Origin of the sequence: Desulfacinum infernum DSM 9756, from assembly GCF_900129305.1 — a bacterium.
Classification (GTDB): domain Bacteria; phylum Desulfobacterota; class Syntrophobacteria; order Syntrophobacterales; family DSM-9756; genus Desulfacinum; species Desulfacinum infernum.
Window position 1 is genome coordinate 1 of record NZ_FQVB01000034.1, and the last position, 18,304, is coordinate 18,304.

Sequence of the window (18,304 nt, forward strand, 5' to 3'; positions counted from 1 at the left end):
GGACGTTTCCCCGTCTCGACTCATGGGTTCGTCGGCGACTGCGCAGTATTCTGCGTAAGCGCAGCGGACGAAAGGGGATCAGCCGAGGCCGCGATCATAACAGATGGCCGAATGCTTTCTTTGAGCGCCATGGGTTGTACAGCCTCGTGGCAGCCCATCGCGCAATGCTCCAGTCCTCAGCGGGGTAAAACCACCAACCGGAGAGCCGTATGCGGGAGATCCGCACGTACGGTTCGGAGGGGGGAGGGACTCGGCAACGAGTCCTTCCTACCCCTATCAGGGGGCTTCTTCCCAAAGGAGCGTTTCATCCTTCGTTGTCACGGCCCGTGCGTGATGGGTGCTGATCGGAAAGAACAGTGCTTCCGACTCCTTGTAGGAGCGGCCTTGGCCTCGATTGGGATCCCCGGCAAGCCGGCTACTACAGAGGATGCTTCCTGGTTCACTCTTTCATCCCGGCGTGGTGGCGAGCCTCGCCATGATCGTTGGGTCACAGGAAGGACGGCTCTTGCTCAGAGTGCCTTGAAGCACCGGGGGACATAAATGACGTAGTGGGATCCCAGAAGGTCGAATTGGCGATCGGTTTCCTCTTCGATGACCCTGAAGAGGTTCTGGAGGGATTCGGAAGTGCGGATCCGGGCCAGGAGCCGATCGCCACCGCCGTGTTCCGGATACAAGGGCAGCAGGTAGTGATCCACGGCGCCCTTCCAGGAAACCCCCAGGGCGTCGCGCTCCCGCACGATGGTCTGGTAGAGGCGCCGCAGAAGATCCGTTCTGAGGACCGGGGCCGTTCCCCGGGTGACGCACTCCATCATGGCGGCCAGCCGGTACACTCTGCGCATGGAGGTTTCGTTGTCCCGGTGCCGGAAGAGCCCGGCAACGGTGAAGTGGCTCCCCCCCGCCAGCTTCAAGTGGTTGGGAACCCAAGCCACGTGCTGATGCCCCGGGGTGCCGCGGGCCTCCTGGCGGTGCTTTTCGAACCGCACCGATTCGCTTCGCGTGCACAGCAAGGCCACCCCGGTGGTCCAGTCGCCCCAGCGGAATTCCAGGGGGCGACTGGTGATGAGGTTCGCCCCCCTCTTCCATTCGTCGATGTGGATCAGGTCCGCCATGGGGTTCCTTGATGGACGCCGGCCAACTCTTCTTTCCCAAACTTGGCCGAAAGGGATTCGTCAGCGGCCGCGAAAGGGTTTCCTTTCGGCGGTCGGTTTCATGAAGGGGCGGCTCGCCGCCTCCCCTGCGGGCCGGAGGCCCGCCCTCCAGGGAAGAGGCTTTCGTGTGCGTTATGGCACACGCCGCGGGAAGGCTGTCCGACAACGCCGGCGATGACCGCCTTTCCCATAGCGCAGCCCTTTAGGGCTGCGGAAAAACCCTCGGATCTTGGGGATGGGCCGTCGCGCATTTCCTGTCACTCCATGGGGCTACGATGGCCCTTCCCGCGGGGCTCAAGCCCCGCGGCTACGAAGAGATCGGAAAGTCACCGGCCTCTTGAGCAGGAAAGCCGCCGCCGGACAAGCTTCTGGTAGAAAGCGGCAGCGTTCTTCCTGCGCCTAACCCCATCTTGGCCTCTTCAGTGGGGGGTCCAAGGAGGCTGCCCGACAATTCTATCTTCCTGGGAGCGCGGGCGTCTCGCCCGCTTCTCGTGCGGGCCGGAGGCCCGAGCTCCCAGGAGAAGAGGCTCTCGGGTTCGTTCTCGGACAAGCTCCAAGGGTGTGTTCCGTTCTTCCGCCTCAATTGGGCAGGAAGGGGGTGATGTCCTCCACATAGTGCGTGATCACCTTGAAGCCCTTGGCTTCCAGGGCCTGCACGGCCTTCTCGTGCACGTTCATGTTCACGCGCATGATGAGCTGCCACAGATCCGCATAGCCCCGCAGCGGGAAGGTGATGACGCTCCGGATATTGATGCCGGCTTCCTGCATGGTCCTGCCCACCTCGGCCAGAATGCCGATGCGGTCTTTGACGATCATGGAAATACGACCGCTGTCGTCGCTCATTCCCAGTGCGGTGAGCAGGACCTCCATGAGGTCGGTGGCCGTGATGATCCCCACCACCTTGTCGTCTTTCACCACCGGCAGTGCCCCGATGCGGTTGTCATGGATGATACGGGCCGCCCTTTCGATGGTCATGTCGGGGGTGGCGGTGAGCACGTCCTTGGTCATGATGCTTTCCACTTTGAGCTTCTGCAGCACGTAGGTGAGTTCGTAGACGCTGAGGGTGCTTGCGGGAGACGCCCAAGCCGCCTTGAGATCCCGGTCCGTCACGATACCCAGGAGCCGGGCCTTTCCGTCCGTGACGGGAAGATGCGAGATTTTCTTGGTGTCCAGGATCTCTCGGGCCTTCAAGACCGGCGTGTCCGGCGAGACGGTGATCAGGTCCGTTTTCATGTGCCATCCGACATACATGGGCGTTTCCTCCGTCGTTCGTGTCGCGATTTCCGTTCCTTCGTTTCGATGTGCGCAAAAGCCTGGCTGCGTGAAGGCAATCTACAGATTGAGAATAAGCTGTGGCGCAAGGGCTGTCAAACAAGGTTCGCCTGCTGCGAAGTCTTGCCTCATGGGAGATTCGCGGACGCGATGGGGAAGAGACGATTGCGCCCCGGGGGCAGGGCCTTTAGTTTTATCCAAGAATGGTGGAATATCGCTTTCCGGGCGCACAAATTGGAAGAAAGGGCGGTAGCCATGGGTGAGTCCCGCAAAGAGTTGAGCCAAGTCCTGGCGGAGCTCCGGGAAGAAGTGGGGCGATGGGAAGATTCGCCCTACCACTTGGCGGAGGAAGATCTTTTTGACCTGAAAAGGTTCCTGGAAGACCGGGGCCGGCAAGACCTGGTGGAGTGGCTGGAATCCGTCCACGGGAGGCCGCTCAACCGGGCCTTCTGGGGGCGGCTCCTCCCCTACCGGCGACTGCACAAGATGCGAGTTCTGCTCCAGGAGAAGGAAGAAGAGCGCCAAAAAGAGCAGGCCAGGTATTTGAGGGCCTTTCTGGAATACCAAGAGGAGCTGGGGTTGTTCCTGGAGCGGCTCCGGGAGGAGGCTCCTCCACGACCACCGCGGCTTCGGATCGTCCCCAAAGAAACATCACCCGCCGACGGATAGGAATTACCGGGGCCGCCGCCCGCGCAGCTGAGGCAGGGGCGGCGGCCCGACGGCCTCCTGGATATGTAGGGAAAACCCTTGAAAGGAAGGGGTCTCGCGCAAGATCCGTCAATGGAGTTCGGTTCTGCAGGTTGAAAAGTCTGTCAGCGTGGCGTGCGCCCAGTGGGATTCCTCCACGCCCCTGGCTTTGAGAATGGCGCAGTCGACGTTCAAGGCACAGTGGGCGACGCAAATGGAGTCTTCCCGGTTGAAGGTCCCGTAACAGTCCATCTTTCCCTCGACTTCCGCTGCCGTGAACACCCTTTCCATGGAATGGCTCCTTTCAGTTCACGAACACGTCACGGAAATAGTCAAAATGCTCTATGACAGACCCGGCCCCCCGCACGATGGCTGTCAGGGGGTCTTCGGAAATGTTGACCTTCAGCCCGGTGGCCTCGTGAAGGAGGCGGTCCAGACCCTTGAGAAGGGCGCCGCCGCCGGCCAGCCAGAAGCCGTTCTGGCCGATGTCCGCCGCCAGCTCCGGAGGGGTCTTTTCCAGGGCGCGCCGTACCGATTCCACGATGGCTTCCACGGGTTCCTGGATGGCGTTGCGGATCTCTTCGTCGGTGATCGTAAAGGTCTTGGGAATTCCCGAAAGGATCTCCTTGCCGGGTATCTCCATCTTTACGGGCTTGTCCAGAGGGTAAGCAGAGCCGATTCGAATCTTGATGTTCTCGGCCATGACTTCGCTGATCATGATCTGGCGTTCACGCTGAAGATAGCGCAGGATGGCCTCGTTGGCCTCGTCGCCCGCGACTCGCACCGATTCGCTGTAGGCCACGGCGAACATGGAGATCACGGCCACTTCCGTGGTTCCGCCTCCGATGTCCACCACCATGCTGCCCACGGGCTGGTCGATGGGAAGCCCCGTGCCGATGGCCGCCGCCATGGGCTCCTCGATCAGATGCACCTTGCCCGCCCCGGCCTGCTCGGCGGCCTCGATGACCGCTCGTTTTTCCACGGAGGTGATCCCGGTGGGAACGGCGACCACCAGTTTCGGGCGTAGGAGGGGTCGGCGGGACAGGACGCGGGAAAGGAAGGTCTTGATCATCACGCTGGTGACTTCGAAGTCGGCGATCACCCCATCTTTCAAGGGGCGGATGGCCACAATGCCCTCGCCGGTTCGGCCCATGAGCTTCTTGGCCTCATGGCCCACGGCCACCACCTGCTGCTTGTCCTTGTCGATGGCCACAACGGACGGTTCGTTGAGGACGATGCCTTTTCCGCGAAGATAGATGAGGGTATTGGCCGTGCCCAGATCCATGGCAAGGTCTTTGGACAGGAAGCTCAGTAGCCGGTCCAGCATGTAGTTCCTTTCTGCGCTCGTCAATGCTTGTCCGGATCCCAACACATGGCTGGCGAGAGTCTAGCCCTCGGGCCCTGTGCCGTCAATGCTTTTCCCGCGACGGCCGCGGGCGGAGGGGAGGAGGGTCCTACACAGGGGCGGAGCCGGGGCGAAGGCTTGCCTGGCGAAACGATGCGAGAAGCCTCCGGTAGGCCGTCTGCCACAGTTCGTCGGCCGTGGTGCCGTCCGGGGGAAGGGACGCCCAGCCCACGTGGACCTTGAGGTGAACCCCTTTCCTTCGAGGGGAGGAGAGCCTGGCGCAGGCCCCATCCAAGGCCTCGGCGGTCAACAGCAATTGTTTCAGGTCCCCTTCCGGGTGAAGGACGGCGTATCGGTTCTGGCTCAATCTCCCCCCCAGAGCATCGGGAGGAATCGTGGCGCGAAGAGCCGCCGCCAGAGCCAGCTCCCATTTCTCCATTTCGGAAGGGGGAAAGAGGCTCTGGGCGTATTGCCAGGGCTCGCACTGGAGCACCACCAGGGCCAGGGGCCGGCTGTTTTGGATCGCCGTCTGGACCCATTCCTGAACCCGTTCGGCCAGGGTCCATTCGTTGAGCAGCCCCGTGGGGCCGTGGGTGCATGAAGAGCGCAGGTAACAGGAGCGCCAATAGGCACCGTCGAAAAAGGCGCTGAAGATCTTCAGGGCCTTCTCCACGGCATAACGGTCGTCGTTGGGCCAGGAGAGCTTCCTTTTGGCAAGCAGGGCCAGGGCGAGGCGGCCTCCGCCGGGTCTGTCCGCCGTCAGCACCCACAAGGATCCCTGATGGGGAAGGTTCTCTCCCGGAAAGAAAAGGTAGTGTTCGTCGGAGTCGGGGTTGAGGGCGGGGATGAAGAGCTGACCGCCCTTTCGGATCGTTTCGGCCACCAGGGCGGGCGAAGCGGCGGGGATGGGCCTTTGCAGGAGTCCCCGGGGCAGCTGTCCGGAAGCGCTAAGGATGGTGCATTCGCCGGCGCCCGGTTCCTGTTGCAAGCAGAAAGCCCATTCGGTTCCCAAAAACGTTCGGATCTTTTCGGTCAATGCGTCGGAAGCGTCCACCGGGTCCGTCGTCTGCTGCCAGGCCTCCGTGAGCTCGTGCCATAGGGTGAGGATCCGTGAATAGCTGTTGCGCTCGAAAACGCACTGCTGCTGCTCCAAGAGCTGGCGCAGGACCTTGGCGGTTTCCAATATCCATTTCTGCTGCTTGTCGTTGAATCCCCAGTGACGCTTGGTATCGACGTACAACAGGCCCTGGGCGTTGCCCACCGGCGTGGCCAAAAGTCCCTTGATGCCCCCCTCCCCCTCACGATAAAAGGGCAGAGACGCTGCCAGCTTGTCCACGTCCATTTTGCTCAGGTGCACGGTGTGCCCCACCTTGTGCACCTGGGACAGAATGCCGCTGCCGTCCTTGGGAAGAGAGACCTCCGTCTGGAGATGCTTGCTGAGGGAATGGGCGGCCAGGAGGCGAAAGGCGGCACATGGCGGATCGTACTGAAAAAACGCCACGGTGTAGGCGTCAAGGACATTACTCAGCAACTGTACGACGGACTCGAAGGTGTTCATGGGCTATCCTCGCCGCCGGAAACGGGCGGTTACGGGCTTTAGGGACTTGGGGAAACGTGCCGGGAGCCCATTCATAGTGACGGATCGTTTGCGCCACTGTCAATAAGGGATCCAGCGTGGGTCGGATAAAAGTTTTACCCGAAACCTTATGCAACCAGATCGCCGCCGGCGAGGTGGTGGAACGGCCTGCGGCGGTGGTCAAGGAGCTGGCGGAAAACAGCCTGGACGCGCAGGCCTCCCGCCTGGTCGTCTCGCTGGAACGGGGCGGCCGTTCGGAAATCCGCGTGGTGGACGACGGGGTGGGCATGGATGCAGACGACGCCCTGCTCGCCCTGGAGCGCCATGCCACCAGCAAGATCGCCTCCGTATCCGATCTGCAGGCGGTCCGCACCCTGGGTTTCCGGGGGGAGGCCCTGCCCAGCATCGCCGCGGTGAGCCGCTTCGAACTGGTGACACGGGAGCGGGATGCGGTGGCCGGCACCCGCATCCGCGTGGAGGGAGGGATGATCCGCTCCGTGGAGGAAACCGGATGCCCGCCGGGAACGGCCATCACGGTGCGGGACCTCTTTTTCAACGTGCCGGCCCGGCGAAAATTCCTCCGGTCCGTCGACACGGAATGGGCGCACATCCTGGATCTGTGTCTCCGCCTCGCCCTCGCTCGCCCCGACGTTCACCTGCAGATCCACCATCAGGGACGCCGGACCCACGACTTTGCCCGGACGGGGTCCCTGGCGGAGCGGGTCGGCCAGGTGTTGGGGCACGATACGGCGCGACTCCTCATCCCCGTGAGTACCGAAAAAGAGGACGTGCGGGTGGAAGGACTGCTGGGACCCCCGGAACTCCAACGGGCCAACACCAGGGGGATCTTTCTTTTCGTCAACAACCGCCCGGTGAAGGACCGGGTGCTCCAACACGCTCTTCTCAGCGCCTACGACACCCTCATTCCCAAGGGTCGATACCCCTCCTCTGTTCTCTTCGTGTCCGTTCCCCCGGATCAGGTGGATGTGAACGTGCACCCCACCAAGCGGGAGGTGCGGTTTCGGCGCCCGTCGGATGTGGTGGGCGCCGTGCGCGAGGCCGTCTTGGAAGCCTTGTCCAAGGGGATCCAGTCGGGCTGGACCCGCCCCCTTCCCACCGGGCCCGTGGCGTCCGTCTCCCGCGCTCCGGCCCACGTTCGCGAGTGGCAAAGTGGTCTGGACCGGGAACAAACCATTGAGCCGGGTTCCGAACCTCCTGGGCCGTGGGGCCCGATGGAAGGACACCCGGCCGAAGGAACCCCGGCAACGGCGCCTTCCACCGGCCGGAATATGGAACCTCCGGGGCTTGCCCCCCTTCCCAGGCAGGCGTCCCTCTTTTCCCGGGAGGATGCGCCGGTCGAACCGGGCATGGAGGGCGGACGGGAGGAAGCCCCCTTGAGCCTCGCGTCCCTGCGCATCCTGGGACAGGTGGCCCGGTCCTATATCGTGCTGGAAGCTCCCGACGGCCTGGTGATCGTGGATCAGCACGCGGCCCACGAACGGATCCTCTTCGATCGCCTGGCGGAGGCGGGCTCCCGCAAAGCCGGGCAACGGCTGGCTCGCCCCGTGGTGCTGGATCTGCCCCCTCTGGAGGCCGCCGCCTTGAGGCGGTGGCTTCCCCAGCTGGCGGAATTGGGCTTCGAGGTGGAACCCTTCGGAGGCGACAGCTTCGTGGTGCACGCCGTTCCGGCGGTCCTGGGACGCACGGATCCCCGGGAAGTGATCCGAACCGTCGTGGAAACGACTCCCGAGGAGGCGGATTCGCCCCGACTGGAACTCCTGGCCCGCCTGGCCAAGACCGCGGCCTGCCACGGGTCGGTGCGCGCCGGGCAGAAATTGAACCCGGACGAGATCCGCCTCCTTCTAAAGGATCTGGAAAGGACGCGATTCGGGGCCACCTGCCCCCACGGGCGGCCCCTGTGGCACAAGATCACCGTGGCGGATCTGGAGCGCACCTTCCACCGGTCGTGAAAATGGACGCCGACCCTTGTCATGAATTCGTACGATCGTGAAAAGACACCCCATCGCCAAGGGAGACTCCCCATCGTGCTCCTGGCCGGTCCCACCGCCGTGGGAAAGACGGCCCTGGCATTGGAATTGGCCCGGAGGCTGGGCACCGAGATCGTCAATGCCGATTCCATGCAGGTCTATCGGCACATGGATATCGGCACGGCCAAGCCCAGCGCCGAAGAGCAACGGCTGGTCCCCCACCACCTGCTGGATGTGGTGGATCCCGACGAGCCCTTCGACGCCGCGCGTTATGTGGCCATGGCCCGGCCCGTTATCGACCGGTTCCACCGTCGCGGGCGCATCCCGCTGGTGGTGGGCGGAACGGGCCTCTACATGAAGGCGCTCACCCGGGGACTCTGCCCCGGCGCGCCGGCGGCTCCCGAGGTGCGTCGCACCCTGATGGAGGAAATGGCCCGGCGGGGATCCGCGGCTCTCCACGAGGAGCTCTGTCGGGTGGATCCCGTCTTGGGGCGGCGCCTCCACCCCAACGACCGCCAGCGCATTTTGAGGGCGCTGGAAGTCTATCGCGCCACCGGAAGGCCCCTTTCCCACTGGCAGGAGCAGCACCGCTTCCAGGTGAGCCTCTATCCCGGCATCAAGATTGCCCTCTTTCGGGACCGCGAGGATCTCTATGAGCGAATCAACCGCCGCACCTGGATCATGATGGAGCAGGGCTTTCTGGACGAGGTTCGAAACCTGCTGGCCATGGGCTACGCCCCTTCGCTCAAGCCCATGCAGTCCTTGGGATACCGGCACCTGTGCGACCATCTCTCGGGCCGGAGGGATCTGGACGAGGCGGTGGCCCTGATTCAGCGAGACACCCGCCGCTATGCCAAGCGGCAGATGACCTGGTTCAAGGGGGATCCGGAATTCCATTGGTTCCACGCCGACGATCCGGATCCGGTGTTCCGGTGGGTCGAAAGGCGGCTGGGCGAAACCGATGCCGGTTGAGAACAGGCAAACGAATGATCCGAGGAGCCTGTCTGACAGCGGGTTTCAGGCGTAAGAGTTCAGGGGATTTCCGTTTTTTCGTAGCCGCGGGGCTTCAGCCCCGCGGGGAAAGGTCTTCGTAACCCCTTGAAGTGACGAGCCGAATCCGACGGCCTATTCGACGGTCGGTGGGTCTTCCGCAGCCCTAAAGGGCTGCGCTACGAGAAAAGCGGCCACCCCCGGCGTTTTCGGACAGGTTCCTAGGAAGACTTGCTGCTCCCGCATCCCCGCCATTTCCATCGAGGCGCGTTGGCACTCATTGGCGGTTTACGTGGGAGGGGAAATGCGCTAGCATGCCGCGGCCGCGGGGCCTGCGCCCGGGGCCGGATTTGCCACGGTAACGGTAGCGGCCGCCTTTGCGCTACCAGGCACGCATGACGGAGCGAACCAAGGGGATTCTTTCGGAGGAGGCGATTGGACGGCGATGCGAGTCGCACCCGAGGCCGCTCCTGCCCTTGAAAAGACCCGATTGCGTCGATTCGCGTTCATTCGCGGTTTTCCTTCACATTGATATTCTGGAGTCCAATGAACGAATTTTTGCGATTCAAGGACAGCATCGCCCAGCGCTCGGCCTCGCTGCGCTCCGCCGTGGAGAGGCTTGCGGACGATCGGCTCATCGATCCTGAAAGGGCGGGCCTCTGGTTGGAACACCTGGATCTGGTGTCCGGCGCCCTGCACGACCCGCTGGTGCGGGTGGCCGTGGTGGGTTCCGTGAAATCCGGGAAGAGCACCCTCATCAACGCCCTTGTGGGACGCGATCTGTTGCGTCGAGGTGCGGGCATCATCACCTCTTTTATCACCCGAATCCGGTCCGACGCCCAGGAAGGCGGATGGGTGGAATTGAAGTCGTGGGCGGAGGTCCACCGGGAGGTGCGCCAGGCGGTGGCCCTGCTGCCCCCCACGGAGGACGGGGTCCTGCCCGACGAGGAGTGGGATCTTCGCAATGCAAGCCACCGACGGATGCTTCAGGAGCGGCTCCGGGCGGTCCAGCGGGAATGGCAGCAAAGTCGGGGGAACCTGGAAGCCCACTTCGTGCTGTTGCACGCCTTTCTCAGCGGGTTCCAGGATGTGGAAAAGATGGTGGGCGAGCAGCCCAACCGTCTGCTCTTCGACGGCGCTACGCTGGAGCAGCACCAGCGGTTCGTGGGGCGCGAATCCCATGCGGTGTATCTGCGGGATGTGCAGCTCCACCATCCGGTCCCGTGGCTGGGAGCCCAAGTGGAGATCGCCGACTGCCAGGGGAGCGATTCGCCGAATCCGCTTCATTTCGCACTTTTGCAGGCCTATCTCCTGAGGGCGCATCTCATTGTCTACGTGGTGAGTTCGCGCACGGGGCTCCGGGAAGCGGACCTCAAGCTTCTTCACTTCATCAAGACCCTGCGTATGCTTCCCCATACGCTCTTTGTCCTGAACCTGGATCTGGACAATCATCAGGGGCCCGAGGACGTTGGGGAATCCATCGAGCGGCTCAAGGCGGAGCTGGAATGGACGGTGCCCCAGCCCCAGGTGTTCCCCCTTTCGGCCCTCTACCATCTGATCGAATCCCAGGGGAATTCGGCCGGTGGCAAGGACCGGCGCCGTTACGACATCTGGCGTGAGGAGCCCTTCGAATCCGAGCTGACCCGGGCCGGGTTTTCGCAGTTGCAAGAGGCGCTCTCCGAACGGGTGGGAAGGCAAAGAATCCGCGTTCTTTTCGGAACCGGATTGAATCGGCTGGGAGTGGTGGCCCAGGCTCTGTCGGATACCACCCGCACGCAGCGCCGGCTCCTGGGGCAGAACCTGGACCAACTGAAGCATTCCGCCAGGCGCTTGCAGGATCGTCAGGAGGCGCTTTTGGGGACCCTGGGAACCCTGGAGAACGCCATCTCCGGGCTCCGGGACACCCTCCGTCAGGAGCTGGACGCCGCCGTCGGGACCTTCTTCGATCTGAGCTACGGGCGGGTGGTCCAGGAAACCCTGCAGATGGTGGAAAACTATCCCGTGGACCCTTCGTATCTCAAGGATCTGAGCGATCCGGCCAAGGTTCTGAAGCAGCTCCACCGCTACTACCTGGAATTCCGCCGGTCCTTGTCCGTCTTCCTGGTGGAGAAGGTGAACCTGGAGACCATCGAGTTCGCCAAGGAGCAGGAGGAGCACCTGAAGCGCCGTCTGAGGCAATCCTCCAAGGCCTTCTGGGCCCTCTTCGAAACGGCCATGGAAGAATACCACCGGGAACTGGCCTCCTTCGGTGTGGAGGTCCGGGGGGTTGAACGGGCTCACGATACCGGGTGGAGCGACTGGGAGGAGATCACGCCGCCCGCCTTCAGCGGCTTCGTGGAAGAGAACGCCGTGAGCCGCGGCGCGCTGCTCATGAAATTCGGCATCGGCAGGGTTACCCGACTCCTGGGGACCCTGAAGGCGCGCCTGGGAAGGCGCCGCCCCGCTGCGGAGAAAGCCTCCGAAAGCGACACCCTTCGGGAAGCCATCGAAACGGTCAAGGCGGAAGCCAGGGCCGAACTGGTCTATGCGTTTCGCGACTACCGTCAGAACTTCCGATTCCAGTACCTGCACCGGCTGCTGGACGTGGGAACGGCCAAACTCTTGGAGGAATTCAGGCTGCGGGCGCGCATGGCCCAAATGGACTTTACGGATCTCCTGCGGCAGGGCCACCAGGAAGAAAGCGTGCGCCGGCGCCACCTGGAGACCCTGGAGGAGATCTCCCGGTTCGCTCAGGAGCAGCTGGAGGCCGTGGAGCAGCTACGCAGGGCCCTCAATCTGGAATGGTTCCCTGAGGAACAGGGGGCCAGTCCTCCGGAACGGGCGCTTTCAAACTGAGAGGCTCGCCGGTGACCGGATGGGGAAGGTCCAACCGGTAGGCATGGAGGTGCAGCCTTTGCGAACGGGTTCGGGCGGCATCGTTCCCGTAGAGCCGGTCGCCCAGCACGGGGTGGCCTTCGGAGGCCAGGTGGAGCCGGATCTGGTGGGTTCTTCCGGTGAGGGGGCGGGCTTCCACCAGCGCCGCGTCCTGGGTGCGCCAAAGGACGCGGAAAGAAGTGCGGGCCGTTCGGCCCAGGTTCCTGCCGCAGACCCGATAGACCCCCTCTCCTCTTCCGATATCCTTGTCGGTCACCCACGCATCCCGTGACGGAACGCCCACCACCCACGCCAGGTAGACCTTCTTGACCCGGCGGGCCTGGAAGGCCGCTCCCAATCCCTTGTTGGCCTTCCTGTGAACGGCAAGAACCATCACCCCCGTGGTGTCCCGATCCAGGCGCTGATGGAGGGCCACATAGGCCGGGGAGCCTTCGGCGGACAGGTGGCGCAGGACGGCGGCATAGACGTTGTTGTAGGCGTCGGAAGGGGTTGCCTGACTGGGAATCCCCGGCTCCTTGTCGTAGGCCAGGATCCAGGAATCCCGGTAAAGGATCCGTTTCGGGTCCAGTTCGTAGGTCCGGGCCGTTCCCTGCCAAGGCCAATAAATGCGGACCTGACTGCCCTTTTGCAAAGGAAAATCGCCCCGGGTCCGCCTGCGGCCGTCCACATGGACGGAACCGAATTGGAGGAGGTCCTCCGCTTCCCGGGGATCCAACAGGCACACACGTTCGAGCAGTTCCCGCAGCGGGCGGCCGACCAGCTCGGCAGTAACATGTACCGCCTGGAAGGATTCCCTGCCGCGGCCTTCAGTCCAGGTCTTCGGTGCCATCGTCTCCGGCCCCGGAGCTTCCCTCGCCGCCTCCGGCGGCCTCTTCTTCCATGGCCTCTTCAATGAGGGAATCCACATCCTCGTCCAGGTCGTCGCCCATCTCGTGGGTCATGGCTTTCATGAACCTGGCCATGCTCTTGGGGTCGTTTTCGTCCAAGGATCCAAAGCGGGACGGGTCGGCAAGCCTTTCGAGACGTGTTTCTTCCGACAGGCGCACCCGCACCCGGGAAGGAATCCGCCGAAGGCCGGTCTGCTCGCAATGGGCGCAGGTGTCGGGCACGGGCTCGGACACGCGGAAGGTGATGAACTCGTTCCGTTTGCCGCAGTGTGTGCAGATGAATTCGTAGATGGGCATGGGTTCCTCCTTCGTTTCACCGGCACGATTTTCGCCTGAGCGGACGGCGGCACAAATTCTCGTCGCGCTAAAGGATCTCGTCAATAGCGATGTGGTGGTCCGCGTCGGTCAAGGGGCGGCGGTGGAGGGCATAAGCTTCTTCCAGGTAAGGCGGTACGGCGAAAAGCCGGCGCATCACGGCGGGGCTGAGGTACCGAAGGGGTAAGGAGGAGGCTTCCGCCCGGCGGGCGATGCGTTCCGCCGACCAGCCGGCGTCCAGGGAAGCCAGCAGATGGGCGTCCGGCCGGTGGAAGCTGTGGAGCATGTACGGGCAGGTCTTCACGACGGGAAAGGAGGCGGCCAGGGTGTTGTAGATACGCGCGTGGACGGCGCACTGTTGGGGGCTGATGGATTCGGCCTGCACGGCGCACGCCCCCCCGGGCCGGAGGCGGCTGCGGACGATTTCGTAGAATTCGGTGGTGTAGAGAAGAGCCGCGGGGCTGTCCTGAAAGGGATCACTGAGGTCCAGGATGATGACATCGAAGCGCTGATCAGTCGTTTCCAGGTACCGGCGTCCGTCGGCGAAGACGAGTTCCAAGCGGGGGTCCTCGAACGCCCCCTGGTGCCATTCGGGAAGGAACTGTTGGGCGATGTGGATGAGCTGGCCGTCGATTTCCACCATGACCACACGCTCCACGCCCGGGTGACGCAGAACCTCGCGGAGTGTGGCCCCTTCCCCGCCCCCGATGATCAAAACGGATCTCGGCTTTGCCGCACTGAAGAGCGCCGGGTGGACGAGGACCTCGTGATAGATGAACTCGTCTTTTTCCGCGGATTGGAGGACCTTGTCCAGGAAGAGCACCTTTCCATGGAGCGGCGAATCCACGATGTCCACCCGCTGATACTGGGTTCGGCCGCTGAAAAGAATGGAACGGCATAAGTGGGCAAGGTCCACGCCCCCGCTGCTGAGTTCGCGGAACCAGTAGTACCCGCTGCACTCCTCGATCACGGTTTGTGCCTCAACTCCTCGGCCGGCAGATCCAGCACGCCGCGCTTGATCTCCATGACGGACATGCTGCCGGCCTTGAAGGCTTCTTTCAGATATTGGAGTGATGCGTCGGAATCGATGAGATCGCCACAGGTAAAGATATCCAGCGCGCAATACCCATATTCCGGCCACGTATGGATGGTGAAATGGGATTCGGCGATGACGACGACGCCGCTGACGCCGTGTGGGGAAAACTGGTGGAAGACGGGTTGAACAATGGTTGCCTTGGAAATGGCGACCGCCTCCACGAGGATCTTTTCGACTGAACCCACCTCGTTGATGAGGTCAAAGTCGCACTCGTACAGCTCGACGATAAGGTGTTTTCCTAGTGATTTCATCTTTTTCTCTGCTTCCTCACGTCATGGTTTTACCTTTTTTAAGGGTTCACAAAACAAAAAACCTCCAATTCATGGGGGGGTAATTATGCGGTATCCCGCATGATCCCAACCGAACGCCATAAACGGAGGCGGGCCAAACGCACCCACTATACTCAAAAACCTTCCGGGCGCAACAAAAAAGTACACGGGCGTCCATAGGAAAAGATCGGGGTCGCATCGTCAGGCACATCGGCCCTCCTTGGCTTGCCGATCGTAAGGTTTCCAAATAGGTTGACAACGGCGGACACCCTTGCAAATATCTTTGGCGTCACGAGTTTTCCCCGGTTCGCCGAAAGTAGCCGACGACGGTGGCCGCATCTGCTTCCCCCCCATTCCGGAAGGCCCCCCATGGCCCGAAGCCCCGAACCAAAGCAGAGATCCAAGCCGTCCCCACCCATCCCGTTCCAACATGTCTGTTCCATGTAAAACCCCAAAGGAGGTGCCAGATGACCGCGATCCGGATCTTCGATACCACGCTACGTGATGGAGAAAAATCCCCCGGTACCGTCCTCAGTGTGGAGGAAAAGCTGCGGCTGGCAAGGCAGTTGGCGCGCCTGGGAGTGGATGTGTTGGAGGCGGGGTTTCCGGCGGCCTCCGAGCGGCAGTTCGAGGCCGTGCGTCGTATTGCCGAGGAAGTACAAGGTCCTGTCATCGCTGCGCTGGCTCGCCCCACCCACCCCCGGGATTTTCAGGCGGCCGCCGATGCGCTGGCGGGGGCCGCGAGACGGAGGATCCACACTTTTGTGCCGGTCTCCCCTTCCTACCGCCGTCATTTTCTCCAAATGGATCTCGGGGAAGCGTTGGGTCTGGCTGCAAAGGGTGTGGAGCTGGCCCGCGAGAAGGTGGAGGACGTGGAGTTTTCCCTTGTGGATGCCTTGCGGGCGCCGCTGGATGATGTGACGGCCATGGCCCGCGCGGCGGCGGAAGCGGGCGCCCGGATTATCAACATCGCGGATACCGTGGGGTACGCCACTCCGTCGGAAGTGGAACGGCTCGTGGAGGCGGTGGCCAAGGTATTGGACTCCTTCGACGACGTGCACTTGAGCATCCATTGCCACAACGACCTGGGCCTGGCCGTGGCCAATTCCCTTGCGGCGGTTCGTGCGGGAGCGCGCCAAATCCATTGCACCGTGAACGGCATCGGGGAGCGGGCCGGCAATGCTGCCCTGGAGGAAGTGGCGGCAATTCTCAAGGCTCGGAGGGACCATTTCGGCTGCGAGACCGGAATCCACCTGGACCAGATCGGCCCCACATGCCGCCTGGTCAAGAGGATCACCGGGATCGGGATCCAAGCCCACAAGCCCATCGTGGGGACCAACGCCTTTTTTTATGAGATCAGCGTGCCCCAGATCGCCGATGCGGAGGAACAGCCTCCTTACCAGATCGTGTCGCCGGAGGAACTGGGGCTACTGGACCACGGCGGTGAGATCCCCCGCCACATCACCCGGGATCAGTTTGCAGAACTGGCGAAACGGCTGGGGTATGTTCTGGACGGGGATTGCCTGGATCGGTGTTGGGCCGCGTTCCGGAATCTTTTGGATCGCAAGGAGAACGTCTACGAGACGGATCTGGAAACCATCCTCGATGAGCACGCCATGGCTCCGGAAGGCCGATACAGGCTCCTTTACCTGAACGTCTCGGCAGGCTCCATCTCGGTGCCCAACGCAACGGTTCAGATGGAAGTGGACGGGGAAGTGATTCAGGATGCCGGCTTCGGCCAGGGGCCCGTGGATGCCACGTTCAAGACCATCTGCAAGATCGTGCGGCGTTTCCCCAAGCTGGTGCGGTACGAAGTGAGCGCAGTCACCTCGGGAACGGATGCCCTGGGCGAGGTGAGCGTCCGGCTGGAAGAGGACGGTCAGTTGGTGCAGGGCCGCGGCGTGGCGGCCGACATCGTCATGGCCAGCGCCAAGGCCCTGATCGATGCCATGAACAAGCTGGAACAGACCGGCAGACAGGAGCCCGTTTCCGAGTTCGCCCTGGTGGAGAGCTGGCAGCCTCGCCTCTGATTCTCCGGCCTTTGCGTAGGGGCGGTTCCCGAACCGCCCCTACATAGAGTACCCGTGATTCAGAAGACTTTTCGCCACGTTCCCACCGTGGTCACGTCTTTTTTTATCTGTTTCCAATGGATTTTCTGCCGAGTTCCCGTTCCGGTCGACTCGTAACCCCGACCAATGCCCTTCGCCCCCTCCCCCTCTTGAAATTGCCCACCGAGTCCTGCTAAGAGTCTCCCCTGTTGGGCTTCAGAGAACATGTCGTTTGCTGGGACTCAGAAAAACGAGCGGCTATTGCCAAGCCGGAAGGAAAGAGTGGAATGAAAACGGATTGGAGGAGAAAAGAGGCAGCAGGGCTGGGTGTCGCTGTCACGGGCGTGGTCTTCGCCCTCCTGGTTTTTCTTGTGGGGTTGGGTTGTGGGTGGACGCAGGAGCCCCCGGAGGTGGAGGCCCGTGCCGCCGTCCTGGAAGAGGTCTCCACCGGCGAGGTGCTGGTCTCCCAGAACCCGGACGAGCTCATCGCGCCGGCGTCTTTTACCAAAGTCCTCACGCTCTACCTGGTTTTTGAGGCCTTGGAACGCGGAACCGCACGTTTGCAGGATCCCGTGTGGGTGAGCGAGAAGGCCTGGCGGACCGGCGGATCCAAGATGTTCATCGAGGTGGGAAAGAAGGTGCCCTTGGAGGAGCTCATCAAGGGCATCGCCGTGGTGTCCGGAAACGATGCGTGTGTCGCCGTGGCGGAGCACTTGTACGGGTCCGTGGACGCATTTGTGGAGGCCATGAACCGCAAGGCCCGGGAGCTGGGCATGGCCCGCAGCCATTTCGAAAACCCCCACGGTCTGCCCGCCGAAGGGCAGGTCACCACGGCCCGGGACATGGCCACGCTGGCCAGATCCTACATCCAACGGTTTCCTCAGGCGCTCCGATACCACTCCATGACGGAGTACACCTTCAACGGCATCACGCAGCCCAACAGAAACCGCCTGCTTTTGAAGGATTCCACTGTGGACGGGCTGAAGACGGGCTATGTGGAGTCCGCGGGTTACCACCTGGCCGCCACGGCCCGGCGGGACGGCATGCGCCTGCTGGCCGTGGTCATGGGGGCGGCCTCTCCCGCCGTGCGGGAACGCGAAGCCCACAAGCTTCTCAATTACGGGTTCCGCCGGTATGTGTCCGTGGCGCCGCCGGATCCCTCCACCCCGGTGAAGGTCGTTCGTGTCTGGAAGGGAACGGTGGATCAAGTTTCCTTGTTTCCGCAGGCGGCCCATCCCATCATCCTCAAGAAAGAATCGGCCCAGGGCATCCGCTGGGAATCGAACGCGCCGGATTGGGTGACCGCCCCCATCCAAGAGAATCAAGTCCTCGGAGAAGCTCTCTTGAAATCAGGGGATGCGGTAGTGGCCCGCATCAACCTGGTGAGCCGCCAAGAGGTGCCTTTGGGTGGATTTTTCAAGAGGTTGTGGCATTCGGTGCTTCAAGTGCGCTGGACGGGTTGGGCCCACTGGGGGAAGGCCCTGGCGGGTGTGGGAGCCGGTGCGGTGGTGCTCCTTGGGGCCATCGGCTGGATCCGGGCCAGGGGACGCCGCCGGAAGCGGGGCAGATGGTATCTCGACTGAGGCAACGGGTCTCGGGGAAACCACTCAGAGCCGATCCGAAGGAGGTTTCCACCCTTTCCTGTTAACGGTCATGGTCTCCCTTGCGCCACCCCGCAGGCATGAAGATAGAAAAGACTCCCTGGCGTCCATTCGCGTTCATTTGCGGTTCTTCTTCGCATGAACCCCCATCAGGGGGAGTCGGTGACAACGAAGGATGAAACGCACCTTTGGCGAGCAGGCCCCTGTA

The 18,304-nt window shown here is 62.7% G+C and carries 15 protein-coding genes; 6 read left to right on the top strand and 9 right to left on the bottom strand.

Going from position 1 to position 18,304, the window contains the following annotated elements; translation table 11 throughout:
- Nucleotides 1-509: 509 nt before the first annotated feature.
- Together BUB04_RS14860 and BUB04_RS14865 are read right to left on the bottom strand one after the other, a co-directional pair.
- A complete protein-coding gene (locus BUB04_RS14860) occupies nt 510-1,109 on the bottom strand; it encodes a hypothetical protein (RefSeq protein ID WP_073040893.1) in 600 nt (199 codons plus the stop codon).
- 618 nt (nt 1,110-1,727) lie between these two features.
- Nucleotides 1,728-2,399: a CBS and ACT domain-containing protein gene (locus tag BUB04_RS14865; RefSeq protein ID WP_073040895.1), complete on the bottom strand. Its 672-nt coding sequence runs from the start codon at nt 2,397-2,399 to the stop codon at nt 1,728-1,730.
- 276 nt (nt 2,400-2,675) lie between these two features.
- Here BUB04_RS14865 and BUB04_RS14870 point away from each other — a divergent pair, with 276 nt between their 5' ends.
- Nucleotides 2,676-3,089, top strand: coding sequence for a hypothetical protein (locus BUB04_RS14870; RefSeq protein WP_073040897.1), 414 nt, complete (start codon nt 2,676-2,678; stop codon nt 3,087-3,089).
- 108 nt (nt 3,090-3,197) lie between these two features.
- Here the strand turns inward: BUB04_RS14870 and BUB04_RS14875 are convergent, their stop codons facing one another.
- From BUB04_RS14875 to BUB04_RS14885, 3 genes are all read right to left on the bottom strand, one after another.
- Nucleotides 3,198-3,398, bottom strand: a complete 201-nt coding sequence (locus BUB04_RS14875; RefSeq protein WP_073040899.1) for a hypothetical protein — start codon at nt 3,396-3,398, stop codon at nt 3,198-3,200.
- Between the two features lie 13 nt (nt 3,399-3,411).
- On the bottom strand, nt 3,412-4,434 hold the full coding sequence (locus BUB04_RS14880) for a rod shape-determining protein (RefSeq protein WP_073040901.1): 1,023 nt from the start codon (nt 4,432-4,434) through the stop codon (nt 3,412-3,414).
- Nucleotides 4,435-4,561: 127 nt separating this feature from the next.
- Nucleotides 4,562-6,010, bottom strand: a complete 1,449-nt coding sequence (locus BUB04_RS14885; protein WP_073040903.1) for a sensor domain-containing diguanylate cyclase — start codon at nt 6,008-6,010, stop codon at nt 4,562-4,564.
- Nucleotides 6,011-6,126: 116 nt separating this feature from the next.
- On the opposite strand from BUB04_RS14885, the gene mutL reads away from it, so the two are divergent.
- From mutL to BUB04_RS19445, 3 genes are all read left to right on the top strand, one after another.
- A complete protein-coding gene (mutL, locus tag BUB04_RS14890; RefSeq protein ID WP_073040905.1) occupies nt 6,127-7,998 on the top strand; it encodes a DNA mismatch repair endonuclease MutL in 1,872 nt (623 codons plus the stop codon).
- Nucleotides 7,999-8,019: 21 nt separating this feature from the next.
- Entirely contained in the window at nt 8,020-8,988 is a 969-nt protein-coding gene (miaA, locus tag BUB04_RS14895; protein ID WP_073040907.1) for a tRNA (adenosine(37)-N6)-dimethylallyltransferase MiaA, read from the top strand.
- A 564-nt stretch (nt 8,989-9,552) separates the two neighbouring features.
- Nucleotides 9,553-11,841: a dynamin family protein gene (locus BUB04_RS19445; protein WP_073040909.1), complete on the top strand. Its 2,289-nt coding sequence runs from the start codon at nt 9,553-9,555 to the stop codon at nt 11,839-11,841.
- Here the strand turns inward: BUB04_RS19445 and BUB04_RS14905 are convergent.
- The 4 genes from BUB04_RS14905 to speD all read right to left on the bottom strand — a co-directional run bounded on the left by BUB04_RS14905 (nt 11,777) and on the right by speD (nt 14,429).
- The gene (locus BUB04_RS14905) at nt 11,777-12,709 is read right to left on the bottom strand and encodes an RluA family pseudouridine synthase (protein WP_073040910.1); all 933 of its coding nucleotides are present in this window, start codon (nt 12,707-12,709) and stop codon (nt 11,777-11,779) included. The two genes, BUB04_RS19445 and BUB04_RS14905, sit on opposite strands and share 65 nt — an antisense overlap.
- The gene (locus BUB04_RS14910; protein WP_073040911.1) at nt 12,687-13,064 is read right to left on the bottom strand and encodes an FmdB family zinc ribbon protein; all 378 of its coding nucleotides are present in this window, start codon (nt 13,062-13,064) and stop codon (nt 12,687-12,689) included. The genes BUB04_RS14905 and BUB04_RS14910 overlap by 23 nt, the downstream gene beginning before the upstream one ends.
- A gap of 67 nt (nt 13,065-13,131) precedes the next feature.
- Nucleotides 13,132-14,052: a fused MFS/spermidine synthase gene (locus BUB04_RS14915; RefSeq protein ID WP_073040912.1), complete on the bottom strand. Its 921-nt coding sequence runs from the start codon at nt 14,050-14,052 to the stop codon at nt 13,132-13,134.
- Nucleotides 14,049-14,429, bottom strand: coding sequence for an adenosylmethionine decarboxylase (speD, locus tag BUB04_RS14920; protein WP_073040914.1), 381 nt, complete (start codon nt 14,427-14,429; stop codon nt 14,049-14,051). Before speD ends, BUB04_RS14915 begins: the two co-directional genes overlap by 4 nt.
- 485 nt (nt 14,430-14,914) lie before the next feature.
- Between speD and BUB04_RS14925 the strand changes: the two genes are divergently transcribed.
- Nucleotides 14,915-16,477 carry a 2-isopropylmalate synthase gene (locus tag BUB04_RS14925; RefSeq protein ID WP_073040916.1) on the top strand — a complete coding sequence of 521 codons (1,563 nt, stop codon included), beginning with the start codon at nt 14,915-14,917 and terminating at the stop codon, nt 16,475-16,477.
- Nucleotides 16,478-16,782: 305 nt separating this feature from the next.
- Nucleotides 16,783-18,078: a D-alanyl-D-alanine carboxypeptidase family protein gene (locus tag BUB04_RS14930; RefSeq protein WP_073040918.1), complete on the top strand. Its 1,296-nt coding sequence runs from the start codon at nt 16,783-16,785 to the stop codon at nt 18,076-18,078.
- Nucleotides 18,079-18,304 lie beyond the last annotated feature (226 nt).